We start from the raw sequence: 21,772 nt of genomic DNA, 5'->3' as shown, positions 1-21,772 counted from the left end.
CCCCCACCCCGTCACCGGGGCCGCCGACGGTCCCGGATCCGTCGCCAGGTGCGGGTGGCGCCGCTGGTGGGGTCGTGCCAGCCGTGCCGGGTGACCACGAGGAAGCGGCTCGCGACGCCGACCTCGGCGCCGGCGGCGCGCCACCCGGCGTACCAGTCGGCATCCACGTCCTGCCAGGACAACGACCCCGTGCGGGTCAGCCACACCAGCGGGCGCTCGTCGCGCCGGTGCCACAGCAGCGCCCCGAGCACGTCGGCGCGCAGCGCGTGGTCGGGACCGTGGTCGGCGGGCAGCACGACCGCGCGGCCGGCCGGATCGCCCACGTGCACCAGCGCGGGGTGGTGACGGCGGTGCTCGCCGCGCGCGAGCTCGAGCACGGCGGCTCGTGCGCGCTGGTCCGGGTCGAGGGGCACCCGCTCAGCCTGCCCCGATCCGCGGACCTGCGGGGTCGCCCATCCACAGGTGCCTGTCGACAGGCACCCGTCCACAGGTGTCGTCCCCGGGCGGGTGGGGCCGGGGTCGGCTACCGTGCCCGAGAGGTCGAGCGAGCGTCCGAGAGCCGGGTCGTCGGTGTCGGCCGGAGCCGGGAGGACGCGATGAGCACGGTCGTGGTGGGGTACGTCGCCAAGCCTGAGGGGGAGGCAGCGCTCGACAGGGCGGTCGAGGAGGCCCGGCTGCGGGGCTCCTCGCTGGTGGTGGTCAGCTCCCACCGTGGCGGCCAGGAGTACGACGAGGCACGCGCCGCGGCCGCCCAGGCCGAGCTCGACGGGGTGCGCGCGCGGCTGGAGGCCAGCGGGCTCGCCTTCACCCTGCGCCAGACCGTCCGTGGGCTGGAGCCGGCCGAGGACCTCATCGAGGTCGCGGAGGAGCACTCGGCCGACCTGCTGGTCATCGGGCTGCGTCGTCGCTCGCCGGTGGGCAAGCTGATCCTCGGCAGCCAGGCGCAGCGGGTGCTGCTGGACGCGCCCTGCCCGGTCCTGGCGGTCAAGGCCGGCTCGTGACCTCGCGCGTCGACACGGGGTGGGGTATCCGTGGGCCGGTGGCTCGTCAGAACGGGTGAGGACGCCTCCTAGGGGCCTCGGTAAAGGCCACGCTCAGCGCTGTTCGGAGTTGTTCGGGAACCGATTCCACGCCTGACGGGCCACGTAAAGCCGCCCAGACTTGCTTCCGTGACCGACCCCCGACCGGTCTCTCGGACGAACTCTGTTGGAGGCTCGCGTGCTCGACGTCTCGATGCCCTCGCCCACCCGGGCAGTGGTCGCGGCGACAGTCCTGGTCACCCCGGTGGACCACGACGACCTGGAGGTGCGGGTCTGGCCGCCCGAGGCGGTGTGGCAGGTCGCCACGAGCCTCGGTGAGGCCGGGCACCGCTGCGACCCGGTGCTGCCGGACGAGACCGGCCTGCCCCAGTCGCTCGTCGTCGCCCGGCGTGGTGCCGCCGCCCTCGAACGCGTGCTCGACGGCCTGGCCCAGCCGGGGCTGAGCGCCATCGCCTACCTCGAGCCCGACGCGCGGGGCGAGTGCCGCCGGGTCGCCGGGCAGGCACCCGAGGGCCGCGACGACGTCGTCTTCCTCGAGCTGCGCGAGCTGCCCTACGGCGGTCGGTGGCAGCTGCGGGGCTTCGGGTCCCCGGCCGCGCTGAGCACCCTGGCCGGCGCCTGCGCGCCGCTGGCGGTCGGCCTGGTCGAGCCCGACCCGACGACGTACGCCGATCGCTCGGTCGTCCTGGAGCTGCCCGGCCGGCCCACCGTCGTCCAGGAGCTCGTCGAGCGCCTCGACGCCGCCGGGCTCGACGGCCACGTGCGGGTGCTGCGCGTCCAGGAGACCGCGGGGGCCTGAGCCGCACTGCCCGCGGCCCTGTGCGGTCGTGCAGGATGGGCGCCATGGCGATCCACATCACCGGCGACGAGGCCGCCGACCAGGTGCTCACCGATGACCCGTTCGCGCTACTGGTCGGCATGATGCTCGACCAGCAGTACCCCATGGAGCACGCCTTCCGCGGGCCCGCCAAGGTCCTCGAGCGCTTCGGGACCCTCGACCCGGCCCGCATCGCCGCGGCCGATCCCGAGGAGTTCGCCGCGCTGTGCGCGACGGCACCGGCCATCCACCGGTTCCCGGGGTCGATGGCCGCGCGCCTGCAGGAGCTCGCGCGGCTGGTGTGCGAGGAGTACGACGGCGACGCCTCGCTGCTGTGGTCCGGGGCCTCCGACGGTCGCGACCTGCTCAAGCGGGTCATGGCGCTGCCCGGCTTCGGCAAGCAGAAGGCCCAGATCTTCGTGGCGCTGCTCGCCAAGCAGCTGCAGGTCCGCCCCGACGGCTGGGAGAGCGTCGTGGGGGACTACGCCCTGGAGGGGCACCGCTCGGTGGCCGACGTCGTCGACCCCGACTCCCTGCAGAAGGTGCGGGACTTCAAGAAGCAGAAGAAGGCCGCCGCCAAGGCCGGCACCTGACGCGTCGTGGATCGTCGCTGAGGCCCTGCTGAGGCGTTGCTGAGAGGCTGCTGAGCCCGCCGGCCCCGTGCAGCGGAGCGGGACAGGCCTGCGAGACCGTCCCCGTTGCGGGGACGTCATCACCCCCGTGGCAGAATGAGCCCGCGGCTCTTGACGACTCCGGGCCCTGCCGCGCCCCCACGCCAGTTCACGAGAGGTGTTCGTGACTTCGAACGCACGCAAGATCCCTGCCGAGGTGCTCTCGCACCCCGCCATCGTGACCCTCGTCGAGCGAGGTGCCCCCACGGGCAGCGTCACTCCCGACGAGGTCCGGAGGGCCAGTGAGGATGCCGCGATCGAGCCACGCCACCTCAAGGCGCTGCTCGGTCACCTGAGCGAGCAGGGCATCTCCGTGAACATCGACGTGGCGAGCACCCGCGCGGTCGCGGCGACCTCGACGCGCAAGACCACCACCGCCACGGCGAAGAAGACCGCCGCGAAGAAGGCGGCCCCGGCGAAGAAGGCCGCCCCCGCCAAGAAGGCGGCTCCGGCCAAGAAGACCGCGGCGAAGAAGGCGACCGAGACCGTCGAGGTCGAGGTCGAGGCAGCCGCTCCGGTCATCGGCCCCGACGGCAAGAAGGTCCTGCCCGACGTCCCGGACGAGCAGTTCGAGAAGGACGTCGCCGCCGACCCGACCATCAAGGCCGACGAGGAGGAGGCCACCGCCACCTCGAGCTTCGTGGTCTCCGCGGCCGACGAGTCCGACGAGCCGGTCCAGCAGGTCATGGTCGCCGGCGCGACCGCGGACCCGGTCAAGGACTACCTCAAGCAGATCGGCAAGGTCCCGCTGCTCAACGCCGAGATGGAGGTCGAGCTCGCCAAGCGGATCGAGGCGGGCCTGTTCTCGGAGGAGAAGCTGGCCAAGGGCGGCAAGATCAAGGCCGACCTGCTCGAGGAGCTCGAGTGGATCGCCGAGGACGGCCGCCGCGCCAAGAACCACCTGCTCGAGGCCAACCTGCGCCTCGTGGTCTCGCTGGCCAAGCGCTACACCGGTCGCGGGATGCTCTTCCTGGACCTGATCCAGGAGGGCAACCTCGGTCTGATCCGTGCGGTCGAGAAGTTCGACTACACCAAGGGCTACAAGTTCTCGACCTACGCGACGTGGTGGATCCGCCAGGCGATCACCCGCGCGATGGCCGACCAGGCACGCACCATCCGCATCCCGGTGCACATGGTCGAGGTCATCAACAAGCTGGCCCGCGTCCAGCGCCAGATGCTCCAGGACCTCGGGCGCGAGCCCACCCCGGAGGAGCTGGCCAAGGAGCTCGACATGACCCCCGAGAAGGTCATCGAGGTCCAGAAGTACGGCCGTGAGCCGATCTCGCTGCACACTCCGCTCGGCGAGGACGGCGACTCGGAGTTCGGTGACCTCATCGAGGACTCCGAGGCCATCGTCCCGGCCGACGCCGTGTCGTTCACCCTGCTCCAGGAGCAGCTGCACGCCGTCCTCGACACGCTCTCCGAGCGCGAGGCGGGCGTGGTGTCGATGCGCTTCGGGCTCACCGACGGCCAGCCCAAGACCCTCGACGAGATCGGCAAGGTCTACGGCGTGACCCGCGAGCGGATCCGCCAGATCGAGTCCAAGACCATGTCGAAGCTCCGCCACCCCTCGCGCTCGCAGGTCCTGCGCGACTACCTGGACTGACGAACCGCCCGCCGAGCCGGCGTATTGATACGCCGGCTCGACGGGTCAGGTCCGGTTCGTCGTCGCCGACCAGCTCAGCCGGCCGCGACCAGGCCCACGGCCAGCGCGCACAGCGCGAGGCCGACGGCCTGGCCGCTGCCGATCTGCTCCTTGAGCACGGTGGCGGCCAGCAGCACGGTGAAGGCCGGGTAGAGCGAGGCGATGACGGCCACGACGCTGAGGTAGCCGCCGTGGCTGGCCACCAGGAACAAGCCGGTGGCCAGAGCGCCCAGGAGGCCCGCCAGGGCTCCCCAGGCAACCGGGAGCGACCGGGGGACCCACTCGCCCCCGACGGCGGCGGCCAGGCCGGCGACGACCACGGCCGCGACGACCTGGTTCAACGCCAGGGGGAGGAGGCCAGCGGAGTCCGGCACCTGGCCGAGCCCGGCGAAGAGGGTCCCGAAACCCAGACCGGCGAGCACGCCGTCCAGGGTCCCCGCCGCCCGGTGCCCGGGTCGAGCGTCCTCCTCGGCGTGCTCCTCGGCGTCCACCTCTGGGCGGGAGACCCACCAGATGCCCGGGAAGGCGGCGGCGACACCGAGCCAGACCAGGGCGGAGGGGCGCTCACCGGAGCCGAGGCCGACCAGCAGAGGGACCAGGGCGGCACCGACGGCGCTCACCGGTGCGACCACGCCCATCCGGCCGCCGGCCAGCCCGCGGTAGAGGAATCCCGTGCCGACTCCGTTCCCGACACCGGCGACGACCGCCCACAGGTGATCGGTCGTCGTGGGGGAGCCCGGGTCGACCCACGCGACCACGGCCGTCGTCGTACCCCCGGCGAGCAGGGCGAGGAACCCCACCGACCACGACGCGCCGGTGCGTCGCGACGTCAGCCCGCCGACGAAGTCGGCCAGGCCGTAGGCAGCGGCCGAGGCCAGGGCGAGGACGACCGGCACGGGGAGTCTCCTGTCTGCAGACGCCGACGGCCCCGGACATCACTGTCCGGGGCCGTGCGGGTGGTCTGGTCGGGTGGGCTCAGTCCAGGCCGAGCTTGTGCGTCTCGTCCTGGACGGTCACGGCCACCTGCTTGAGCGCGTCGCCGTGCTCGCGGGCGTGGTGGGCGCAGAAGAGCAGCTCACCGCCCGTCTGCAGCTCGACACGGAGGTAGGCCTGTGCGCCGCAACGGTCGCAGCGGTCCGCTGCGGTCAGCGCGGTGCTCGGGGCAACGGCAGTAGTCACTTCGGCCTCATTTCTGTACTCACTCGGTGCTGGTGACAACGTAGCGAGGGACCTGAAAGATTCCTCGTCACGTGTGGCGCACGCGACAGTGGGTGGTGCGATGCTCCCATCGGCCGCCCTCCTGTCCGGTTGAGTGGATCCGGTGCGTTCTCAGGTGTCCGGAACGACGTTGTCCCAGGTGATGTTCCCCCACCCGGCGGAAGATCACTCGCCCGCCTGGGTGAAGTCTCTCGCGTCCTGGGACGTCCCGTGGACGGTTCCGGATCCCGAGCCCGATCGTGTCCACATCGTGACGTCCCGGAGGACGTGTCCTGCGGTGCTGCGGTTCATCGGTGGTGCGGTGCTGCGAGGAAGTGATCCGACACTAGACCCGGGTGCGGGGGCGTGCCGCGAGCCGGGGACGGCGTGTCGTCGACTAGATTCTGGCCAGTGACGCAGGCACCCGAGACCGCCCCGAAGCGCCAGCACCAGAGGAGCTCCGAGATCGCCGACAACACCTACAACGCCGCCCACCTCCTGGTCCTGGAGGGCCTGGAGGCGGTGCGCAAGCGGCCGGGCATGTACATCGGGTCCACCGACACCCGCGGCCTCATGCACTGCGTGTGGGAGATCATCGACAACGGTGTCGACGAGGCGCTGGCCGGCGCGGCGGACCGTGTCGAGGTGCTGCTCCACCCCGACGGCTCGGTCGAGGTCCACGACAACGGTCGCGGCATCCCCACCGACAAGGAGCCGCGCACCGGCCTGCCCGGTGTCGAGGTCGTCGCCACGAAGCTGCACGCCGGCGGCAAGTTCGGCGGCGGCTCGTACGTCGCGACCGGCGGCCTGCACGGCGTGGGTCTCTCCGTCGTCAACGCCCTGTCCTCGCGCATGGACATCGACGTCGAGCGCTCACCCGCGGTCCAGGGGCTGTCCTTCCAGCGGGGCGTGCCCGGGGTGTTCGCGGCAGAGGGCCCGGGTGGGGACTTCGAGGCGCGCTCGGGGCTGACCCGCAAGGGCGCCCGCGTCGCCAAGGGCCGCAGCGGCACCCGCATCCGGTTCTGGCCGGACCGCCAGATCTTCACCCGCGATGCCACCTACGTCCTCGACGAGCTGCTCACGCGCGCTCGGCAGACCTCCTTCATCGTGCCCGGCCTCGAGATCGTCGTCCGCGACCTGCGGGGCGAGGAGCCGGTCGAGGAGAGCTTCAAGCACGAGGGCGGCATCACCGAGTTCGCCGACTTCCTCAGCCCCGACGAGCCCGTGAGCTCGATCCTGCGGCTGCAGGGCTCGGACACCTTCACCGAGACTGTCCCGCTCCTGGACGCCCAGGGACACATGACCCCGCAGGAGGTCGAGCGCGAGCTGACCGTCGACGTGGCGGTGCGCTGGGGCACCGGCTACGACACGACGCTGCGCTCCTTCGTCAACGTCATCGCCACCCCCAAGGGCGGCACCCACGTCAGCGGGTTCGAGACCGCGCTGACGAAGACCTTCAACGACGTGATGCGCGCGACCAAGGCGCTCAAGGTCAACGACCCCGACGTCATCAAGGACGACGTGCTCGAGGGCCTGACCTCGGTGGTGACGGTGCGCCTGGCGGAGCCGCAGTTCGAGGGGCAGACCAAGGAGATCCTCGGCACCCCGGCGGCCCGCTCGATCGTGCGCAAGGTCGTCGCACGCGAGCTCAAGGCGTTCCTGACCTCCACCAAGCGGGCCGAGAAGGCCGAGGCCAAGCTGGTGATGGAGAAGGTCGCGGGCGCGCAGAAGACCCGCATCGCCGCCCGTCAGCACAAGGAGACCCAGCGCCGCAAGAACGCGCTGGAGTCCTCCGCGCTCCCCGCCAAGCTCGCCGACTGCCGCTCGGGCGACAACGACCGCAGCGAGCTGTTCATCGTCGAGGGTGACTCCGCGCTCGGCACCGCCAAGCTCGCCCGCAACTCCGAGTTCCAGGCGCTGCTGCCGATCCGCGGCAAGATCCTCAACGTCCAGAAGGCCTCGGTCGGCGACATGCTGAAGAACGCCGAGTGCGCCTCGATCATCCAGGTCGTCGGCGCCGGCTCCGGGCGCACCTTCGAGCTCGAGGCCCGTCGCTACGGCCGGATCATCTTCATGGCCGACGCCGACTCCGACGGCGCCCACATCCGCTGCCTGCTGGCCACGTTGTTCTTCAAGTACATGCCCGACCTGATCCGCGACGGCCGCGTCTACACCGCCGTGCCGCCGCTGCACCGCATCGAGCTGTCCAACCCCAAGAAGGGGATGGAGAAGTACGTCTACACCTATTCCGACGCCGAGCTGCAGCGCAAGCTCGCCGAGCTGCGGAAGAAGAACGTGCGGTGGAAGGACCCGGTCCAGCGCTACAAGGGTCTGGGTGAGATGGACGCCGACCAGCTGGCCGAGACCACCATGGACCCCCGCCGCCGGACCCTTCGGCGGCTGACCATCGACGACGCCGAGGGTGCCACCGAGGTCTTCGACCTGCTGATGGGCTCCGACGTGGCTCCTCGCAAGGAGTTCATCGTCCAGGGTGCCTACGACGTGGACGTCGAGGCCCTCGACGCCTGACGTGACCTGTCTCGTGCGGCTCAGCGCGGTCCATGGCACGCGCTGGGCCGCACGAGGCGGTGCGGCCAGTCCGGCCGGATCAGCACTTCTGGTCGAGCAGGCCGCTGTCGACGTCGTAGAGGAAGCCGCCCACCTCGACCGACTCCGGCACCAGCGGGTGCGAGCGCACCCGGTGCACGTCCAGGCCGAGGGTGGCGACCTGGTCCTCGATGACGTGGAAGCGCTGCCAGGTGGCGTCGACGCCCGCGGAGGCGGCCACGCGCTCGCGCAGGGTCTCCTCGGAGTTGGACGCGACGGCGCAGCGGGTGTGGGGGACCACCAGGACGCGCTGGACGTTGAGCAGGTGTACGCCCAGGACGATCGCCTCCAGCGCCGCCTCGGTCACGCGGCCGCCGGGGTTGCGGAAGATCTTGGCGTCGCCGGGCTCCAGGCCGATCATGCGCAGCGGGTCGATCCGGCTGTCCATGCAGGTCACCAGGGCGATGCCGGCCTTGGCGATGCCGTCGAAGCCGCCGTAGGCGAAGTCGGTGGCGAACTCACGGTTCGCGGCGAGCAGGTCGTCGAATGCGGAGGAGTCGGTCACGAGGGGGAAGTTAGCCGATCCCCAGGCCCGTCCGGGTGGCTGTCCCCCTGGTGGCCGCTCCGCGCAGCAGGACGAGCGCCAGGACGGCTGCGACCAGGGCACAGCCGGCGGCGCCGAGGAACACCGTCTGCTCCTGGGCGATGCCGGCGGCCTTGAGCAGGTCGGAGTACTCCGAGCAGCGCGTCGTCCCGGCCGGGCAGACCTCCTGCACCGGCGGGACCCCCGCCTGCTCGGCGTAGTAGCGGCGCAGCCCGATCGTGGTGAGGGCCGAGATGCCGACCAGCATGCCGACCATCCGGGCCACCACGACCATGGCCGAGGCCACCCCGTGCACCGCGTCGGCGGTGCTGGCCAGGATCGCGGCGTTGACCGGCGCCAGCGCCAGGCCGAAGCCGAAGCCGCCGACCACCAGTGGCACCGTCGACGTCCACGACTCCAGGCTGGTGATGTCCCAGCGGGACATGGCCAGGAAGCCTCCGGAGGCCATCAGCATGCCCGCAGCGGTGACGACGCCCGCGGGCAGGGAGCGGGTGAGGTAGCCGCCCACGACCGCGCCCACCGGCAGCGCCGCGAGGAACCGCAGCAGCACCAGGGCCGCCATCAGCTGGGACTCGGGGTAGACCGTGGTGCGGGCGAAGAGCGGGACGTCGATGAGGGCCGCGATCAGGGCGGCGCCGACGAAGAAGCTGACGACGACCGAGCCCCAGGCCGGGCGCGCCGCCAGGGTGCCGCGGGGGAGCAGCGGGGCCTCGGCGCGGCGCAGGTGCACCACGAAGGCGACGGTGCCGATCGCGGCGCCGAGGAGGTACCACCAGCCCTGCTCGGAGAAGACCTCGACCTTCGGGTCGGCGGTCGCGAACGCCAGGATCACCCCGCCGAGCGCCACGGCGAGGTACGTCGCCCCCACCAGGTCGGCCTCGCGGAGCGAGCGGCCCCAGGCACGCAGGTCCACCAGCGGGCGGCGGGCCGTCAGGGTGCGCACCAGCAGCAGGACCACCGCGGCGATCGCGACCGCCCCGACCGGGGTCAGCCAGCGGCCACCGTCGTCGACGAAGGGGATGAACAGCTGGCCCCAGGTGAGGTCGGTGAGCAGCTGGGTGGGCGGCTGGAAGACCAGCGCCCCGGCGACCATCGCGAGCAGGAGGAGCAGGACGCCGAGCCAGTCGAGGTGGTCTCGACGCCCGCTCGTCGCTGGCGCTCCTCGCTGCTCGACCACCGGGGGTGGCCCGCTCGTCGCTGGCGCTCCTCCCTGCTCGACCACCGGAGGTGGCCCGCTCGTCGCTGGCGCTCCTCGCTGCTCGACCAGCTGCTCTCGACCGGCGACTGCGGCGATCGCGGCGGCGAGGACGAGGCCGACGGCGAGGTTGAGCAGGAAGATCGCCCGCCAGTCGGCGACGGCGAGGACCACCGCACCCAGCAGCGGGCCCAGCACCGAGCCGATCTCCTGGACCGCGGAGACGATCCCGAGCGGGATCGCGCGGCGGTGCACCGGGTAGAGGTCGGCGACCAGGGCCAGGGTCGCCGGCACCAGCCCGCCACCACCGACCCCCTGGAGGAAACGGCCCCCGACCATGGTGGTCATGTCGTAGGCGGCCGCGGTGAGGATCGAGCCGAACGCGAAGACCACCAGGGCCGCGATGAGCACCGGGACCCGGCCGCGCAGGTCGGCGATCCGCCCGATGAGCGGCAGCATCGCGACGTACCCCAGCAGGAAGCCGGAGACGATCGGCGCCGCCCGCTGCAGCTGCTCGGGGGAGAGCCCGATGCCCTGCATCATGTCGACCAGCGCCAGGACGACGACGTAGGTGTCGGCGGCGGCGAACGCGACCGCGCCCGCCGCCAGACCGAGCAGCAGCCGGGACCGGGTCACCGGCCCGTCGGTCGGGGCGCTCACTCGGGGGCGGAGATGCTCGGCTCGGCGCCGTAGTCGGCGAAGGTGATCGAGTAGGTCATCGACCCGGCACCGTAGAAGTCGCCGGTCAGCTCCATCGAGCGCAGTTCGTCGTCGTCGCTGACGGTGTACGTCGCGTCGAAGTCGCCCGTCGCGCTGGGGATGATCCCCGAGACCACGTCGCCGGCGACCGTGCCGGTGTAGGTGGTGAGCACGTCGCGGTTGTCGGTGCCGCCGCGGACCTGCTCGCCCTGCTCGAGCCCCTCGGTCTCCACCAGCAGGGAGGAGAAGCCGGTGTCGGCGTCCATCAGCCCGGCCGGGTCGGGAGCGCCGTACTCGGCCGGGTCGACCTCGGACCAGCCGATGGTCAGCGGCACCTGGGCGTAGACCGTGCCGTCGATCGCCACGACCGGGACGGTCGGCTCGATCCCGGCGTAGCGGACCACGATGGAGCCGTCGAAGGCCGGGTCGTGGGTGCCGACCCCCTCGGCGCGCAGCAACCCGTCGACGCCCTCGGACAGGTCGTCGGTCGAGAGCGTGATCCGCACCCCGCTGGTCTCGTCGAAGGTGGTCTTGGCCGCGGCCATCACCTCGGCAGGGTCGGCGGAGTCCTCACCCGGCTCCTCGGAGCCGCTGCAGGCGGTGACCGGCAGGGCGAGGAGCAGGGCGGCGAGCGGCGCGGCGGCGCGGCGCGCACGCCGGGGTGCACGGGTCGAGGGAGCCATGTCCTCAGCCTTCCACAGGGGCGGTCGCGGGCACCCGGGCCGACACCGGGCCGGCCACCGCCGCGATGGGCTGGCTGGCCGGGAGGCCGGAGCCGTCGCGGCGTCCGGTGGCGTCGGGCAGCTCGACCGGCGCGCCGCTGCTGGCGGCCGCCCGGGCCGGGGCGGTGCCGACCCACGCAAGCACCAGGGTGTCCTCGCCCTTGAGGAACCGGTGGCAGCGCACCCCGCCGGTGGCCCGGCCCTTGGGCGGGTACTCGCTGAACGGCGTCACCTTGACCGCGCCCGCGTCGGTGCCGGCCAGCGCCGAGGACGCGCCGGAGACCGTGACGACCACCGACCCCTCGGGGACGCCCGGGTCGACCGCGCCGAACCACACGACCTGCTGGCCGTCGGTGACCCGCACGCCCGCGATGCCGCCGCCGGCCCGGCCCTGGGGGCGGACCCCGTCGGCGCCGAAGTGCAGCAGCTGGGCGTCGGAGGTGACGAAGCACAGCGTCTCCTCGCCGGTGGCCAGCTCGACGGCGCCGACGACCTCGTCGCCGTCCTTGAGCCCGATGACCTCCCACTCGTCGCGGTTGAGCACCTCGGGGTTGACCCGCTTCACCACGCCCTGACGGGTGCCGAGCGCGAGGCCCGGCCCGTCCTCGCGCAGGGTGCACAGCGCCAGCGCGCGCTCCCCGGACTCCAGGGAGAGGACCTCCGAGAGCGGCAGGCCACCTTGGAGGTTGGGGTCGTTGGCCGAGGCGGGGATCGCCGGCAGGTCCAGCACGGCCAGTCGCAGCAGCCGTCCGCGCGAGGTGAGCACGCCGATCTCGCCGCGCGCGGTCGTGGCGACCACGCTGGTCACGACGTCGTGGTTGGCCCGGCCGCCGCCCGAGCCGGGTGCCTCACCGCTGCTCGAGCGGGCCAGCAGACCGGTGGAGGAGAGGAACGCGAAGCAGGGGTCGTCGGGCACCTCCAGCGGCACCGCGGCCGCGGCGGCGGGCGTCCCGGCGGACTCCAGCAGCACCGTGCGGCGCGGCGTGCCGTAGGTCTTGGCGACCTCGGCCAGCTCCTCGGAGACCACCGAGCGCAACAGGGCGTCGTCGCCGAGGATCGCGTCGAGCTCCTCGATCTCCCGGCGCAGCTGCTCCTGCTCCTTCTCCAGCTCGATGCGGCTGAAGCGGGTCAGGCGCCGCAGCTGCATCTCCAGGATGTACTCGGCCTGCGGCACCGAGAGGTCGAAGACCCCCATCAACCGCTCCTTCGCCGCCGACGCGTCGTCGCTGGAGCGGATCACCGCGATGACCTCGTCGATGTCGAGCAGGGCGATGAGCAGGCCGTCGACCAGGTGCAGGCGCTCGGCCTTCTTGCCCCGGCGGAACGCCGAGCGGCGGCGTACGACGTCGTAGCGGTGTGCGAGGAAGACCTCGAGCATCTGCTTGAGGCCCAGCGTGCGCGGCTGGCCGTCGACGAGGGCGACGTTGTTGATGCCGAAGGAGTCCTCCATCGGCGTGTGGCGGTAGAGCTGCTCGAGCAGCGCCTCGGGCACGAAGCCGTTCTTGACCTCGATGACCAGCCGCAGGCCGTTGGCGCGGTCGGTGAGGTCCTTGATGTCGGAGATGCCCTGCAGCTTCTTGCCCTGCACGAGGGTCTTGATCCGCTCGACGACCTTCTCGGTGCCCACGCCGTAGGGCAGCTCGGTGACCACGATGCCCTTGCGGCGCCCGATGGTCTCCACGCGCGCGGTGGCGCGCATCTTGAACGAGCCCTTGCCGGACTCATAGGCGTCGCGGATGCCGTCGAGGCCCACGATCTTGCCGCCGGTGGGCAGGTCGGGGCCGGGGATGAAGCGCATCAGGTCGTCGAGGTCGGCCTTCGGCTGCTTGACCAGGTGCCGCAGCGCCTGCACGACCTCGACCAGGTTGTGCGGCGCGCAGTTGGTCGCCATGCCGACCGCGATGCCGCTGGTGCCGTTGACCAGCAGGTTGGGGATGGCCGCCGGCAGCACGCTCGGCTCCATCTCCCGGGAGTCGTAGTTGGGCCGGAAGTCGACGGTGTCCTCGTCGATCGAGGCGGTCATCGCGACCGCCGGGGGCGCCATCCGGCACTCGGTGTAGCGCATCGCCGCCGGCGGGTCGTCAGGACTGCCGAAGTTCCCGTGGCCGTCGACCATCGGCAGCCGGACCGTCCAGCTCTGCGCCTGCCGGACGAGGGCGTCGTAGATCGCGCCGTCTCCGTGGGGGTGCAGACGGCCCATCACCTCACCGACGACGCGGGCGCTCTTGACGTGCCCGCGGTCGGGGAACAGGCGCATGTCCTGCATCGTGTAGAGGATGCGCCGCTGCACCGGCTTGAGGCCGTCGCGGGCGTCGGGCAGGGCCCGGGAGTAGATGACGGAGTAGGCGTACTCCAGGAACGAGGCCTGCATCTCGTCCCGGATGTCGGTGTCGAGGATGTGCTCCTCGAAGTCGTCGTCGGGGAGCTCGCTCTTGGTACGCCGTGCCATGGCCCCCATTCTCACTGTCGGCGCCGACGGTCCGGGCAGGGGCGCGCCGACCGGTACATTTCCTGACGTGAGTGCCGCCCCCGAGCAGCCCCCGGCCCCCGCAGCGCCCCCGCGGCACTGGGAGGCCGACGTCCTGCTGCGCGACGGGAGCACCGCGCACATCCGGCCGATCCGCCCCGAGGACGCCGAGCTGCTGGTCGACTTCTACAGCCGGGTCTCCGACCGCTCGAAGTACTACCGCTTCTTCTCGCCGATGCCGCGGCTCTCCGACCGCGACGTCGAGCGCTTCACGAAGGTCGACCACGACCGCCGGGTCGCCCTCGTGCTGGTGCTGCAGGGCCGGATGATCGCGGTGGGGCGCTACGACACCCTGCGCGCCGGCGAGGCCGAGGTCGCCTTCCTCGTCGAGGACGCCCACCAGGGCCGTGGCATCGCCCAGCTGCTCCTCGAGCACCTCGCCCAGGCCGGCCGCGAGCGCGGGCTGGAGAAGTTCGTCGCCGAGGTGCTGCCCGACAACTCCCGGATGATCCAGACCTTCCGCGACGCCGGCTACCGCGTGGCGACGGAGTACGAGGACGGCGTGCTCGTCCTGGAGTTCCCCATCGACGCCACCGACACCGCCATCGGGGTCATGCAGGGCCGCGAGCACCGCGCCGAGGCCGCCTCCATCGAGCGCTTCTTCAACCCCCGCTCGGTCGCCATCATCGGCGCGAGCCGCCGGCAGGAGACGATCGGCCAGACGCTGGTGCGCAACCTGGTCAACGGCGACTTCACCGGCCGGGTCTACGCGGTCAACCCGACCGCCGGCGCGGTGTCGGGGCTGCCGGCGTACAAGTCGGTCACCGACATCCCCGACGACGTCGACGTCGCGATCGTGGCCGTGCCGGCCGACGCGGTGCAGGACGTGGTGCTGGACTGCGCGGCCAAGGGCGTGCACGGGCTGGTGGTCATCTCCAGCGGCTTCGCCGAGACCGGCGAGGAGGGGCGCCAGCGCCAGCGGCGCCTGGTGGGCCTCTCCCGCTCCTACGGGCTGCGGCTGATCGGCCCGAACTGCCTGGGCATCATCAACACCGACCCGAGCGTGTCGATCAACGCCTCGCTCTCCCAGGTCATGCCGCCGCGCGGTCGGGCGGGCTTCTTCTGCCAGTCCGGCGCGCTGGGCTCGGCGATCCTGGAGAAGGTGCAGAACCGGGGCCTGGGCCTGTCCACGTTCGTCAGCGCGGGCAACCGTGCCGACGTGTCGGGCAACGACCTGCTGCAGTACTGGGAGGAGGACGACTCCACCGAGGTCGTCCTGCTCTACCTCGAGTCGATCGGCAACCCGCGCAAGTTCTCGCGGATCGCGCGCCGGGTGAGCCTGCGCAAGCCGATCGTCGCGGTCCGCTCCGGTCGCACCACCCAGGGCGTCCCCATGGGGCACGCGGTGCGCAAGATCGCCGCCCCGCCGGCAGCGGTCGACGCGATGTTCCGCCAGGCCGGCGTGATCCAGGTCGACACCCTCGAGGAGATGTTCGACGTCGCGCAGCTGGTCGCCCACCAGCCGCTGCCGCGCGGGCGCCGGGTCGCCATCGTCGGCAACTCCGACGCGCTCGGGCTGCTGGCCGCCGACGCGGCGGCCGCCGTCGGGCTCGTCGTCAACAAGTCGGTCGCGCTCGGCGCCGAGGCCGGTGCGGAGGACTTCGAGGACGCCCTGGACGCCGCCATCGACGACCCCGACGTCGACTCCGTGGTCGCGGTCTACATCCCCCCGCTCAACGTGTCCGGGGAGGAGGTCGCCAACGTGCTGGCCGCCATCGGCGAGCAGTCCGACAAGCCGCTGGTCTCGACCTTCCTCGGTGTCGAGGGTGTCCCCGAGCTGCTGCGCGTCCCCGACGTGGCGGGATCGACCGCCGGCCGCGGGTCGGTGCCGTCGTACCCCGCCGTGGAGGCGGCCGTGCGTGCCCTGGCCCGCGTCGTGGAGTACGCCGTGTGGCTGCGCACCCCCGACGGACCGCCGCCCAGCCCCGACGAGGTCGACGGCGACCGGGCCCGCGAGATCGTGGGCCGGCTGCTGGGCGACCGGCCCGGTGGCGTCGACGTGGCCCGCGACGAGCTGCGCGAGCTGCTGGCCTGCTACGACATCGACCTGTGGCCCGCCCCGTCCGTCTCGACGCTCGAGGAGGCCGTGGCCGCCGGCGAGGCGTTGGGCTGGGACGTGGTACTCAAGGCCACCGCCGAGCACCTGCGCGAGCGTCCGGACCTCGCGCACGTCTGGCGCAACATCGACGGGCCCGACCACATGCGCGACGCCTGGGCGTCGCTGCACGAGCTCGTCGGCGAGGACGACTCCGGTGGCTTCATCGTGCAGCGCACCGCCCCGCCCGGCGTGCCGATCGCCATCCGCAGCCTCGAGGACCCGCTGTTCGGGCCGGTGGTCTCCTTCGGCATCTCCGGTCCGATGACCGAGCTGCTGGCCGACCGGTCCTACCGCATCCCGCCCCTGGGCTCCCGGGACGCCGCCGCCATGGTGCGCGAGGTCCGCTCCGCCCCGCTGCTGTTCGGCTACCGGGGCGCCGACGTCGTCGACGTCGGGGAGGTCGAGCGGCTGATCCGTCGTGTCGCCCAGCTGCAGAACGACATCCCCCAGGTCAGCGGCCTCGAGCTCGGCCTGGTGCTCGCCGGCCCGCACGGATCCACCGTCCTGAGCGCCGAGGCGCGGCTCGAGCAGGTCTCCGACGCCCGCTCGGACTGGTTCGTGCGCAGGATGCCGACGCAGCCGGGGGACACCCTCCCGTCCTGAGCCACCGCAGGGACTAGGCTCACGGCCATGGTGATCTCCGACAGGGCGCGCCTGCTCTTCGTGCACGTGCAGAAGACAGGCGGGTCGACCATCCACAACCGGCTGACCGAGGTCCTCCCGGACGCTCGGCAGGTCAAGGGCGTGGACCGGCACGGCACCCTGAACCAGATCCTGCGCATCGAGCCCGAGCTCTCGACCTACTGGACCTTCGGCATGGTGCGGAACCCGTGGGCCCGCATGCTCTCCTGGTACAACATGGTCGACCGCTTCCGCAGCTCCAAGGAGGGCGGCGCGAGCCGCCTGGACCGCAAGAACAACTTCATGCGGACCGTGGGGGAGACCTGCCCGGACTTCGAGGCCTTCGTGATGAAGGGGCTCGACGAGTTCAAGCGGCTGCAGACGCCGCAGTGGCGCTACCTGGCCACCAAGACGCGCCGCGCCGACTTCATCGGCCGCCAGGAGACCCTCGAGGACGACCTGCGCGCGGTGCACGCCAAGTTCGACATCGAGTGGACCCCCCTCAACAGCGTCAACATCGACCGCTCCCGCCCCGACTACAAGTCCGGCGAGCCCGAGCTGGGCGGTCGCGACGTGCGCTACCGCGAGCACTACACCGATGCCATGCGCACCCGCGTGGAGGCGGTCTTCGCCCGCGACGTGCAGGCCTTCGGGTACGAGTTCTGAGGTCGTCCTGATGCGTCCCACCCGCACCGACGACCGTGACGTGGCCCCCGAGCTGCGCAAGGCCATCGAGCGCACCGGCTACTACCCCGAGGTCGTCCACGACGCCGTGGACTCCGCCGTGGCCGGCGAGCAGGTCGTCTCCTTCTACGTCCACCACGAGCCGACCTTCGAGCACGACGAGGTACGCCGGCACCAGAGCGTCGTCGTCCTCACCCCGACCCGCCTGCTGCTCGCCCACACCGACGAGCACGCCGGCGACGACCTGCTGCCCGAGCCCTACACCTCCACCTCCACCGAGGCGATCTCGCTGGCCGCGGTCCGCTCGGTGGTGGTCACCCGGATGGTCACCAACCCGACGAAGGGGCCGAGCCGGCCCGCCGAGGCCAACGTGACGATCGGCTGGGGCGGCGTGAGCCGGGTCGACCTGGAGCCCGCCGGCTGCAGCGACCCCAACTGCGACGCCGACCACGGCTACACCGGGGTCCTGGCCTCCGACGACTTCTCGCTGCGCGTCTCGGCCGCCGCCGACGGGCAGGACGCGGTCGTGGGGCTGCTCGCGTTCGCCGAGCAGCTCAGCGCGCGGACCCAGTCCTGAGCAGGGACCCGATGGAGGGGTTCCTCGCGCCTGCCTACGGCGAGTCGTCGTTGGGCGACGTCGTGCCGGCCGTGGGCCGCGCGCTCGGCGTCGGCGTCCCGACCGGCACCGTGGACCCGACCGGTCTGGTGCTGCCCGAGGCGGCGTCGTACGTCGTGTTCCTGGTCGACGGGCTCGGATCCCGCCTCCTGGAGCGCTACGCCCACGCGGCGCCCTACCTCTCGTCGCTGCGCTCGGTCGCCCCCTCGGCCACCGCCGGCGTGCCGTCGACGACCGCGACCTCGTTGACGTCCCTGGGCACCGGCCTGGTGCCCGGCGCGCACGGGGTTGTGGGGTTCACCTCGCGGATCCCCGGCACCGACCGGCTGCTCAACGCGCTGTTCTGGGACAAGGACGTCGACCCGCTGGAGTGGCAGCCGCACCCGACCGCCTTCGCGGGGCTGCGGTCGGCGGGCGTGAGCGTGACCGTGGTCAACAAGCGCGAGTTCGGCGGGAGCGGCCTGACCGTGGCCGCCCACCGCGGCGCGGACTACGTCGGCGCCGACAAGGTGGGGGAGCGGATCGCCGCGGCCGTGGCGGCCTGCGCCGACCGGCCCTCGCTGACCTACCTCTACGACGGCGACCTCGACTGGACCGGTCACCGCTACGGGGTGGCGTCGTCTCAGTGGCTGCAGCAGCTCGCGATCATCGACGCCGAGGCCGAGCAGCTGCGCGAGGCGCTGCCGGCCTCGGTGCGGCTGGTGGTCGTGGCCGACCACGGCATGGTCGACTCCCCGCCCGAGGCGCGCATCGACGTCGACACCGTCACCGAGCTGAGGGACGGCCTGGCGCTCTTCGGCGGCGAGGCCCGCTTCCGCCAGCTCTACTGCCAGCGCGGCGCCGTCGACGACGTCGTGGCCACCTGGCGGGAGGTCCTCGGGGACCGCGCCACGGTGCTGCGCCGCGAGGAGGCGATCGGCCGTGGGTGGTTCGGCGCCGTCGGCACCGGGGTGCTGCCCCGCATCGGCGACGTGGTCGCCGCCTGCCACGGGGACCACGCGATCCTCTCCACGGCCGAGTGGGGCTACGAGGCGACGCTGGTGGGTCTGCACGGCTCGCTGACGCCCGAGGAGATGCTCATCCCGGTCCTCGTCGACTGAGCCGGCCGCGCTGGTAGGGTCCCCCCGTTCGATCTTCCTTTAACGAGGCGTCCCGTGAGGCGCAGAAGGAGGTCCGGGAGCGCGTGTCAGAGCAGCCGCCTTCCAGTCCCGCCCCCCAGTCCGACGGCCCCGCAGGCGAGCCCGAGGGCCGCGTCGTCCTCGACGACCGCGACATCGCGCGGGCGCTGACCCGGATCTCCCACGAGATCCTCGAGCGCAACAAGGGCGCCGCCGACCTGGTGCTGCTGGGCATCCCCAGCCGTGGCGTCCCCCTGGCCCGCCGCGTCGCGGAGCGCATCGCCGCCGTCGAGGGCGTCGAGGTGCCCGTCGGCAGCCTCGACATCACGATGTACCGCGACGACCTGCGCAAGCACCCCGCCCGCGGCCCGCAGCACACCGAGATCCCGGCCGGCGGCATCGACGGTCGCACGGTCGTGCTCGTCGACGACGTCCTCTACTCCGGTCGCACCGTGCGCGCGGCCCTGGACGCGATGAACGACATCGGCCGCCCCGACGTCGTGCGCCTCGCGGTGCTGGTCGACCGCGGCCACCGCGACCTGCCGATCCGGGCCGACCACGTCGGCAAGAACCTCCCCAGCGCACGCACCGAGCGCGTCGCCGTGCGGCTCGCCGAGCTCGACGACGTCGAGGGGGTGTGGATCAGTTGAGGAAGCACCTGCTCTCCATCGACGACGTGAGCGTCGACGACATCGCCGAGATCTTCGCGACCGCGGCCGAGATGCACGACGTCCAGCGCCGCGAGGTCAAGAAGCTCCCGGCCCTGCGCGGGCGCACGGTCATCAACCTGTTCTTCGAGGACTCCACCCGCACCCGGTCCTCCTTCGAGATCGCCGGCAAGTGGCTCTCGGCCGACACGATCAACATCACCGGCAAGGGCTCCTCGACCTCCAAGGGCGAGAGCCTGCGCGACACCGTGCTCACGATCGCCTCCATGGGCGTCGACGCGCTGGTGATGCGCCACTCCGCCAGCGGCGCGGCCCTGCAGGTCAGCCAGTGGGTCGACGCCGCGGTGATCAACGCCGGCGACGGCACCCACGAGCACCCCTCGCAGGCCCTGCTCGACGCCTACACCCTCCAGCGCCGGCTTGGCAGCCTCGAGGGCCGGCACGTCGTGATGGTCGGCGACCTCACCCACAGCCGGGTCTTCCGCAGCAACGTGCTGTGCCTGACCAAGCTCGGCGCCCGCGTCACCGTCGTCGCCCCGCCCACCCTCATGCCCAGCGGCGTGGCCGAGTGGAGCCGCGCAGCCGGGTTCGAGACGTCGTACGACGTCGACGCGGTGCTGCCCACCGCCGACGCCGTGATGATGCTGCGGGTCCAGAAGGAGCGGATGAGCGGTGGCTTCTTCCCCTCACCACGTGAGTACACCGTCGGCTACGGCCTCACCCGCGACCGGCTGGCGCTGCTCGGCCCCGACGTGCCGATCTGCCACCCGGGCCCGATGAACCGCGGCCTCGAGATCGCCGCCGACGCCGCAGACGCCGCCCAGTCGGTGATCCTCGACCAGGTCTCCGCCGGCGTCGCGGTGCGGATGGCCATCCTCTACCACCTGCTCGCAGGGGAAGGGAGCGCCGCGTGAGCGCCGCACCGACCAGGCTCGTCATCCGGGGCGCCTCGGTCCTGGGGGAGGCGACGGCCGACCTGCTCGTCGTCGACGGCGTGATCGCCGAGGTGGGGTCGTCGGTGGACACCACGGGCGTCGAGGTCCACGACGCCGACGGGCTGGTCGCCCTGCCCGGGCTCGTCGACCTGCACACCCACCTGCGCGAGCCGGGCCGTGAGGACGCCGAGACGGTCGTGACCGGCTCGCGCGCCGCGGCCGTCGGCGGGTTCACCGCCGTGCTGGCGATGGCCAACACCAGCCCGGTCACCGACACCGCGGAGGCCGCCGAGCGCGTCCACGACCTCGGTGTCGCCGCCGGCCTGGTCGACGTGCACCCGGTGGGCGCCGTGACCAAGGGGCTCGCGGGCGAGGAGCTCGCCGAGCTCGGGCTCATGCACCGCTCGCGGGCGCGGGTCCGCGTCTTCTCCGACGACGGGAAGTGCGTCGCGGACCCCCGTGTCATGCGCCGGGCACTGGAGTACGTCAAGGCCTTCGGTGGCGTCATCAGCCAGCACTCCCAGGACCCGTCGCTCGCGGGCCCGACCTCGTGCTGCCACGAGGGTGAGCTCTCCGGTCGCCTCGGGCTGCCGGGGTGGCCCGGGGTCGCGGAGGAGGTCATCGTCGCCCGCGACGTGATGCTCGCCCGGCACACCGGCTCGCGGGTGCACGTCGCCCACGCCTCCACCGCCGGCACCGTCGAGGTGCTGCGCTGGGCCAAGTCGCAGGGCATCGCCGTCACCGCGGAGGTGACCCCGCACCACCTGCTGCTGACCACCGACCTGCTCGCCGGCTACGACCCGACCTTCAAGGTCAACCCGCCGCTGCGGCCGCAGGAGGACGTGCTGGCGCTGCGCGAGGCGCTCGCCGACGGCACCATCGACGCCGTGGCCACCGACCACGCGCCGCACGCCCGCCACGACAAGGAGCACGCGTTCGTCGACGCGGCCTTCGGCATGCTCGGCCTGGAGACCGCGCTGCCGGTCGTCGCCCACGTCATGGTCGAGAGCGGACAGATGGGCTGGGCCGACGTGGCCCGGGTCATGTCGACGACGCCGGCCGCCATCGCGGGGCTCGAGGGGCAGGGCCGCGGCCTGGGGGTCGGCGCGCCGGCCAACATCGTGCTCGTGGACCCCGCGGCCGACCTCACCGTCGACCGGGACGCCTCGGTCTCGCTCTCGCGCAACAACCCCTGGCACGGGCGCACGTTCGGCGCCGCGGTGCGGGCGACGTTCCTGCGTGGCCGGGCCACCGTGCTCGACGGGGCGCTGGTCTGACCCGGTCCGCCGACCCGCTGGTCCGGCTGCTCGACGAGCCGCCGGACCTGCCGGTCCGTGCCGGGCTGCCGGCGCTGACGGCGGCGCTCGA

The 21,772-nt window shown here is 72.5% G+C and carries 19 protein-coding genes; 12 read left to right on the top strand and 7 right to left on the bottom strand.

Annotated features, from left to right (window positions below):
* Positions 1 to 11: 11 nt before the first annotated feature.
* Entirely contained in the window at positions 12 to 413 is a 402-nt protein-coding gene (locus tag BKA05_RS10140; protein WP_179531322.1) for a hypothetical protein, read from the bottom strand.
* 183 nt (positions 414 to 596) lie between these two features.
* On the opposite strand from BKA05_RS10140, the gene BKA05_RS10135 reads away from it, so the two are divergent.
* The 4 genes from BKA05_RS10135 (at position 597) to BKA05_RS10120 (ending at position 4,134) form a co-directional block, all read left to right on the top strand.
* On the top strand, positions 597 to 1,001 hold the full coding sequence (locus tag BKA05_RS10135) for a universal stress protein (RefSeq protein ID WP_179531321.1): 405 nt from the start codon (positions 597 to 599) through the stop codon (positions 999 to 1,001).
* A 217-nt stretch (positions 1,002 to 1,218) separates the two neighbouring features.
* Positions 1,219 to 1,839: a hypothetical protein gene (locus tag BKA05_RS10130; protein ID WP_179531320.1), complete on the top strand. Its 621-nt coding sequence runs from the start codon at positions 1,219 to 1,221 to the stop codon at positions 1,837 to 1,839.
* A 44-nt stretch (positions 1,840 to 1,883) separates the two neighbouring features.
* Complete coding sequence (locus BKA05_RS10125; protein WP_179531319.1) at positions 1,884 to 2,450, top strand: HhH-GPD-type base excision DNA repair protein; 567 nt, start codon at positions 1,884 to 1,886, stop codon at positions 2,448 to 2,450.
* A gap of 196 nt (positions 2,451 to 2,646) precedes the next feature.
* Complete coding sequence (locus BKA05_RS10120; RefSeq protein WP_343045606.1) at positions 2,647 to 4,134, top strand: RNA polymerase sigma factor; 1,488 nt, start codon at positions 2,647 to 2,649, stop codon at positions 4,132 to 4,134.
* A gap of 74 nt (positions 4,135 to 4,208) precedes the next feature.
* Here the strand turns inward: BKA05_RS10120 and BKA05_RS10115 are convergent, their stop codons facing one another.
* Positions 4,209 to 5,069, bottom strand: a complete 861-nt coding sequence (locus BKA05_RS10115) for an EamA family transporter (RefSeq protein ID WP_179531318.1) — start codon at positions 5,067 to 5,069, stop codon at positions 4,209 to 4,211.
* Between the two features lie 79 nt (positions 5,070 to 5,148).
* Entirely contained in the window at positions 5,149 to 5,352 is a 204-nt protein-coding gene (locus tag BKA05_RS10110; RefSeq protein WP_179531317.1) for a DUF7455 domain-containing protein, read from the bottom strand.
* Positions 5,353 to 5,781: 429 nt separating this feature from the next.
* Between BKA05_RS10110 and BKA05_RS10105 the strand changes: the two genes are divergently transcribed.
* Positions 5,782 to 7,899 (top strand): DNA gyrase/topoisomerase IV subunit B, encoded by a 2,118-nt coding sequence (locus tag BKA05_RS10105; protein ID WP_415836767.1) that lies wholly within the window; start codon positions 5,782 to 5,784, stop codon positions 7,897 to 7,899.
* A gap of 79 nt (positions 7,900 to 7,978) precedes the next feature.
* Here BKA05_RS10105 and BKA05_RS10100 read toward each other — a convergent pair whose 3' ends face one another.
* The 4 genes from BKA05_RS10100 to BKA05_RS10085 are packed head-to-tail and all read right to left on the bottom strand — an operon-like array spanning position 7,979 to position 13,586.
* Positions 7,979 to 8,482, bottom strand: a complete 504-nt coding sequence (locus BKA05_RS10100; RefSeq protein WP_179531316.1) for a carbonic anhydrase — start codon at positions 8,480 to 8,482, stop codon at positions 7,979 to 7,981.
* 10 nt (positions 8,483 to 8,492) lie between these two features.
* Positions 8,493 to 10,376: an MFS transporter gene (locus BKA05_RS10095; protein WP_179531315.1), complete on the bottom strand. Its 1,884-nt coding sequence runs from the start codon at positions 10,374 to 10,376 to the stop codon at positions 8,493 to 8,495.
* Positions 10,373 to 11,098, bottom strand: coding sequence for an LppX_LprAFG lipoprotein (locus BKA05_RS10090; protein WP_179531314.1), 726 nt, complete (start codon positions 11,096 to 11,098; stop codon positions 10,373 to 10,375). The genes BKA05_RS10095 and BKA05_RS10090 overlap by 4 nt, the downstream gene beginning before the upstream one ends.
* Positions 11,099 to 11,102: 4 nt before the next feature.
* Positions 11,103 to 13,586: a DNA gyrase/topoisomerase IV subunit A gene (locus tag BKA05_RS10085; RefSeq protein ID WP_179531313.1), complete on the bottom strand. Its 2,484-nt coding sequence runs from the start codon at positions 13,584 to 13,586 to the stop codon at positions 11,103 to 11,105.
* A gap of 67 nt (positions 13,587 to 13,653) precedes the next feature.
* On the opposite strand from BKA05_RS10085, the gene BKA05_RS10080 reads away from it, so the two are divergent.
* The 7 genes from BKA05_RS10080 (at position 13,654) to BKA05_RS10050 (ending at position 21,681) form a co-directional block, all read left to right on the top strand.
* On the top strand, positions 13,654 to 16,365 hold the full coding sequence (locus BKA05_RS10080) for a bifunctional acetate--CoA ligase family protein/GNAT family N-acetyltransferase (RefSeq protein WP_343045605.1): 2,712 nt from the start codon (positions 13,654 to 13,656) through the stop codon (positions 16,363 to 16,365).
* A gap of 27 nt (positions 16,366 to 16,392) precedes the next feature.
* Complete coding sequence (locus BKA05_RS10075) at positions 16,393 to 17,049, top strand: sulfotransferase family 2 domain-containing protein (RefSeq protein ID WP_179531311.1); 657 nt, start codon at positions 16,393 to 16,395, stop codon at positions 17,047 to 17,049.
* Positions 17,050 to 17,059: 10 nt separating this feature from the next.
* The gene (locus BKA05_RS10070) at positions 17,060 to 17,644 is read left to right on the top strand and encodes a DUF5998 family protein (RefSeq protein ID WP_179531310.1); all 585 of its coding nucleotides are present in this window, start codon (positions 17,060 to 17,062) and stop codon (positions 17,642 to 17,644) included.
* An 11-nt stretch (positions 17,645 to 17,655) separates the two neighbouring features.
* Complete coding sequence (locus tag BKA05_RS10065) at positions 17,656 to 18,783, top strand: alkaline phosphatase family protein (RefSeq protein WP_179531309.1); 1,128 nt, start codon at positions 17,656 to 17,658, stop codon at positions 18,781 to 18,783.
* 83 nt (positions 18,784 to 18,866) lie between these two features.
* Positions 18,867 to 19,451, top strand: a complete 585-nt coding sequence (gene pyrR, locus BKA05_RS10060; protein ID WP_179531308.1) for a bifunctional pyr operon transcriptional regulator/uracil phosphoribosyltransferase PyrR — start codon at positions 18,867 to 18,869, stop codon at positions 19,449 to 19,451.
* Complete coding sequence (locus tag BKA05_RS10055) at positions 19,448 to 20,383, top strand: aspartate carbamoyltransferase catalytic subunit (protein WP_179531307.1); 936 nt, start codon at positions 19,448 to 19,450, stop codon at positions 20,381 to 20,383. Before pyrR ends, BKA05_RS10055 begins: the two co-directional genes overlap by 4 nt.
* A complete protein-coding gene (locus BKA05_RS10050; protein WP_179531306.1) occupies positions 20,380 to 21,681 on the top strand; it encodes a dihydroorotase in 1,302 nt (433 codons plus the stop codon). Before BKA05_RS10055 ends, BKA05_RS10050 begins: the two co-directional genes overlap by 4 nt.
* Positions 21,682 to 21,772 lie beyond the last annotated feature (91 nt).

It is taken from the genome of Nocardioides marinus, assembly GCF_013408145.1.
Taxonomy (GTDB): domain Bacteria; phylum Actinomycetota; class Actinomycetes; order Propionibacteriales; family Nocardioidaceae; genus Nocardioides; species Nocardioides marinus.
This window is presented reverse-complemented; position numbering and strand designations above follow the sequence as displayed.

What these genes read in the sequence shown, in the direction of transcription:
- BKA05_RS10065 (WP_179531309.1), top strand. Translation starts at nt 17,656, where the DNA reads ATGGAGGGGTTCCTCGCGCCTGCCTACGGCGAGTCGTCGTTGGGCGAC.
- BKA05_RS10135 (WP_179531321.1), top strand. Translation starts at nt 597, where the DNA reads ATGAGCACGGTCGTGGTGGGGTACGTCGCCAAGCCTGAGGGGGAGGCA.
- BKA05_RS10125 (WP_179531319.1), top strand. Translation starts at nt 1,884, where the DNA reads ATGGCGATCCACATCACCGGCGACGAGGCCGCCGACCAGGTGCTCACC.
- BKA05_RS10070 (WP_179531310.1), top strand. Translation starts at nt 17,060, where the DNA reads ATGCGTCCCACCCGCACCGACGACCGTGACGTGGCCCCCGAGCTGCGC.
- BKA05_RS10090 (WP_179531314.1), bottom strand. Translation starts at nt 11,098, where the DNA reads ATGGCTCCCTCGACCCGTGCACCCCGGCGTGCGCGCCGCGCCGCCGCG.
- BKA05_RS10075 (WP_179531311.1), top strand. Translation starts at nt 16,393, where the DNA reads ATGGTGATCTCCGACAGGGCGCGCCTGCTCTTCGTGCACGTGCAGAAG.
- BKA05_RS10085 (WP_179531313.1), bottom strand. Translation starts at nt 13,586, where the DNA reads ATGGCACGGCGTACCAAGAGCGAGCTCCCCGACGACGACTTCGAGGAG.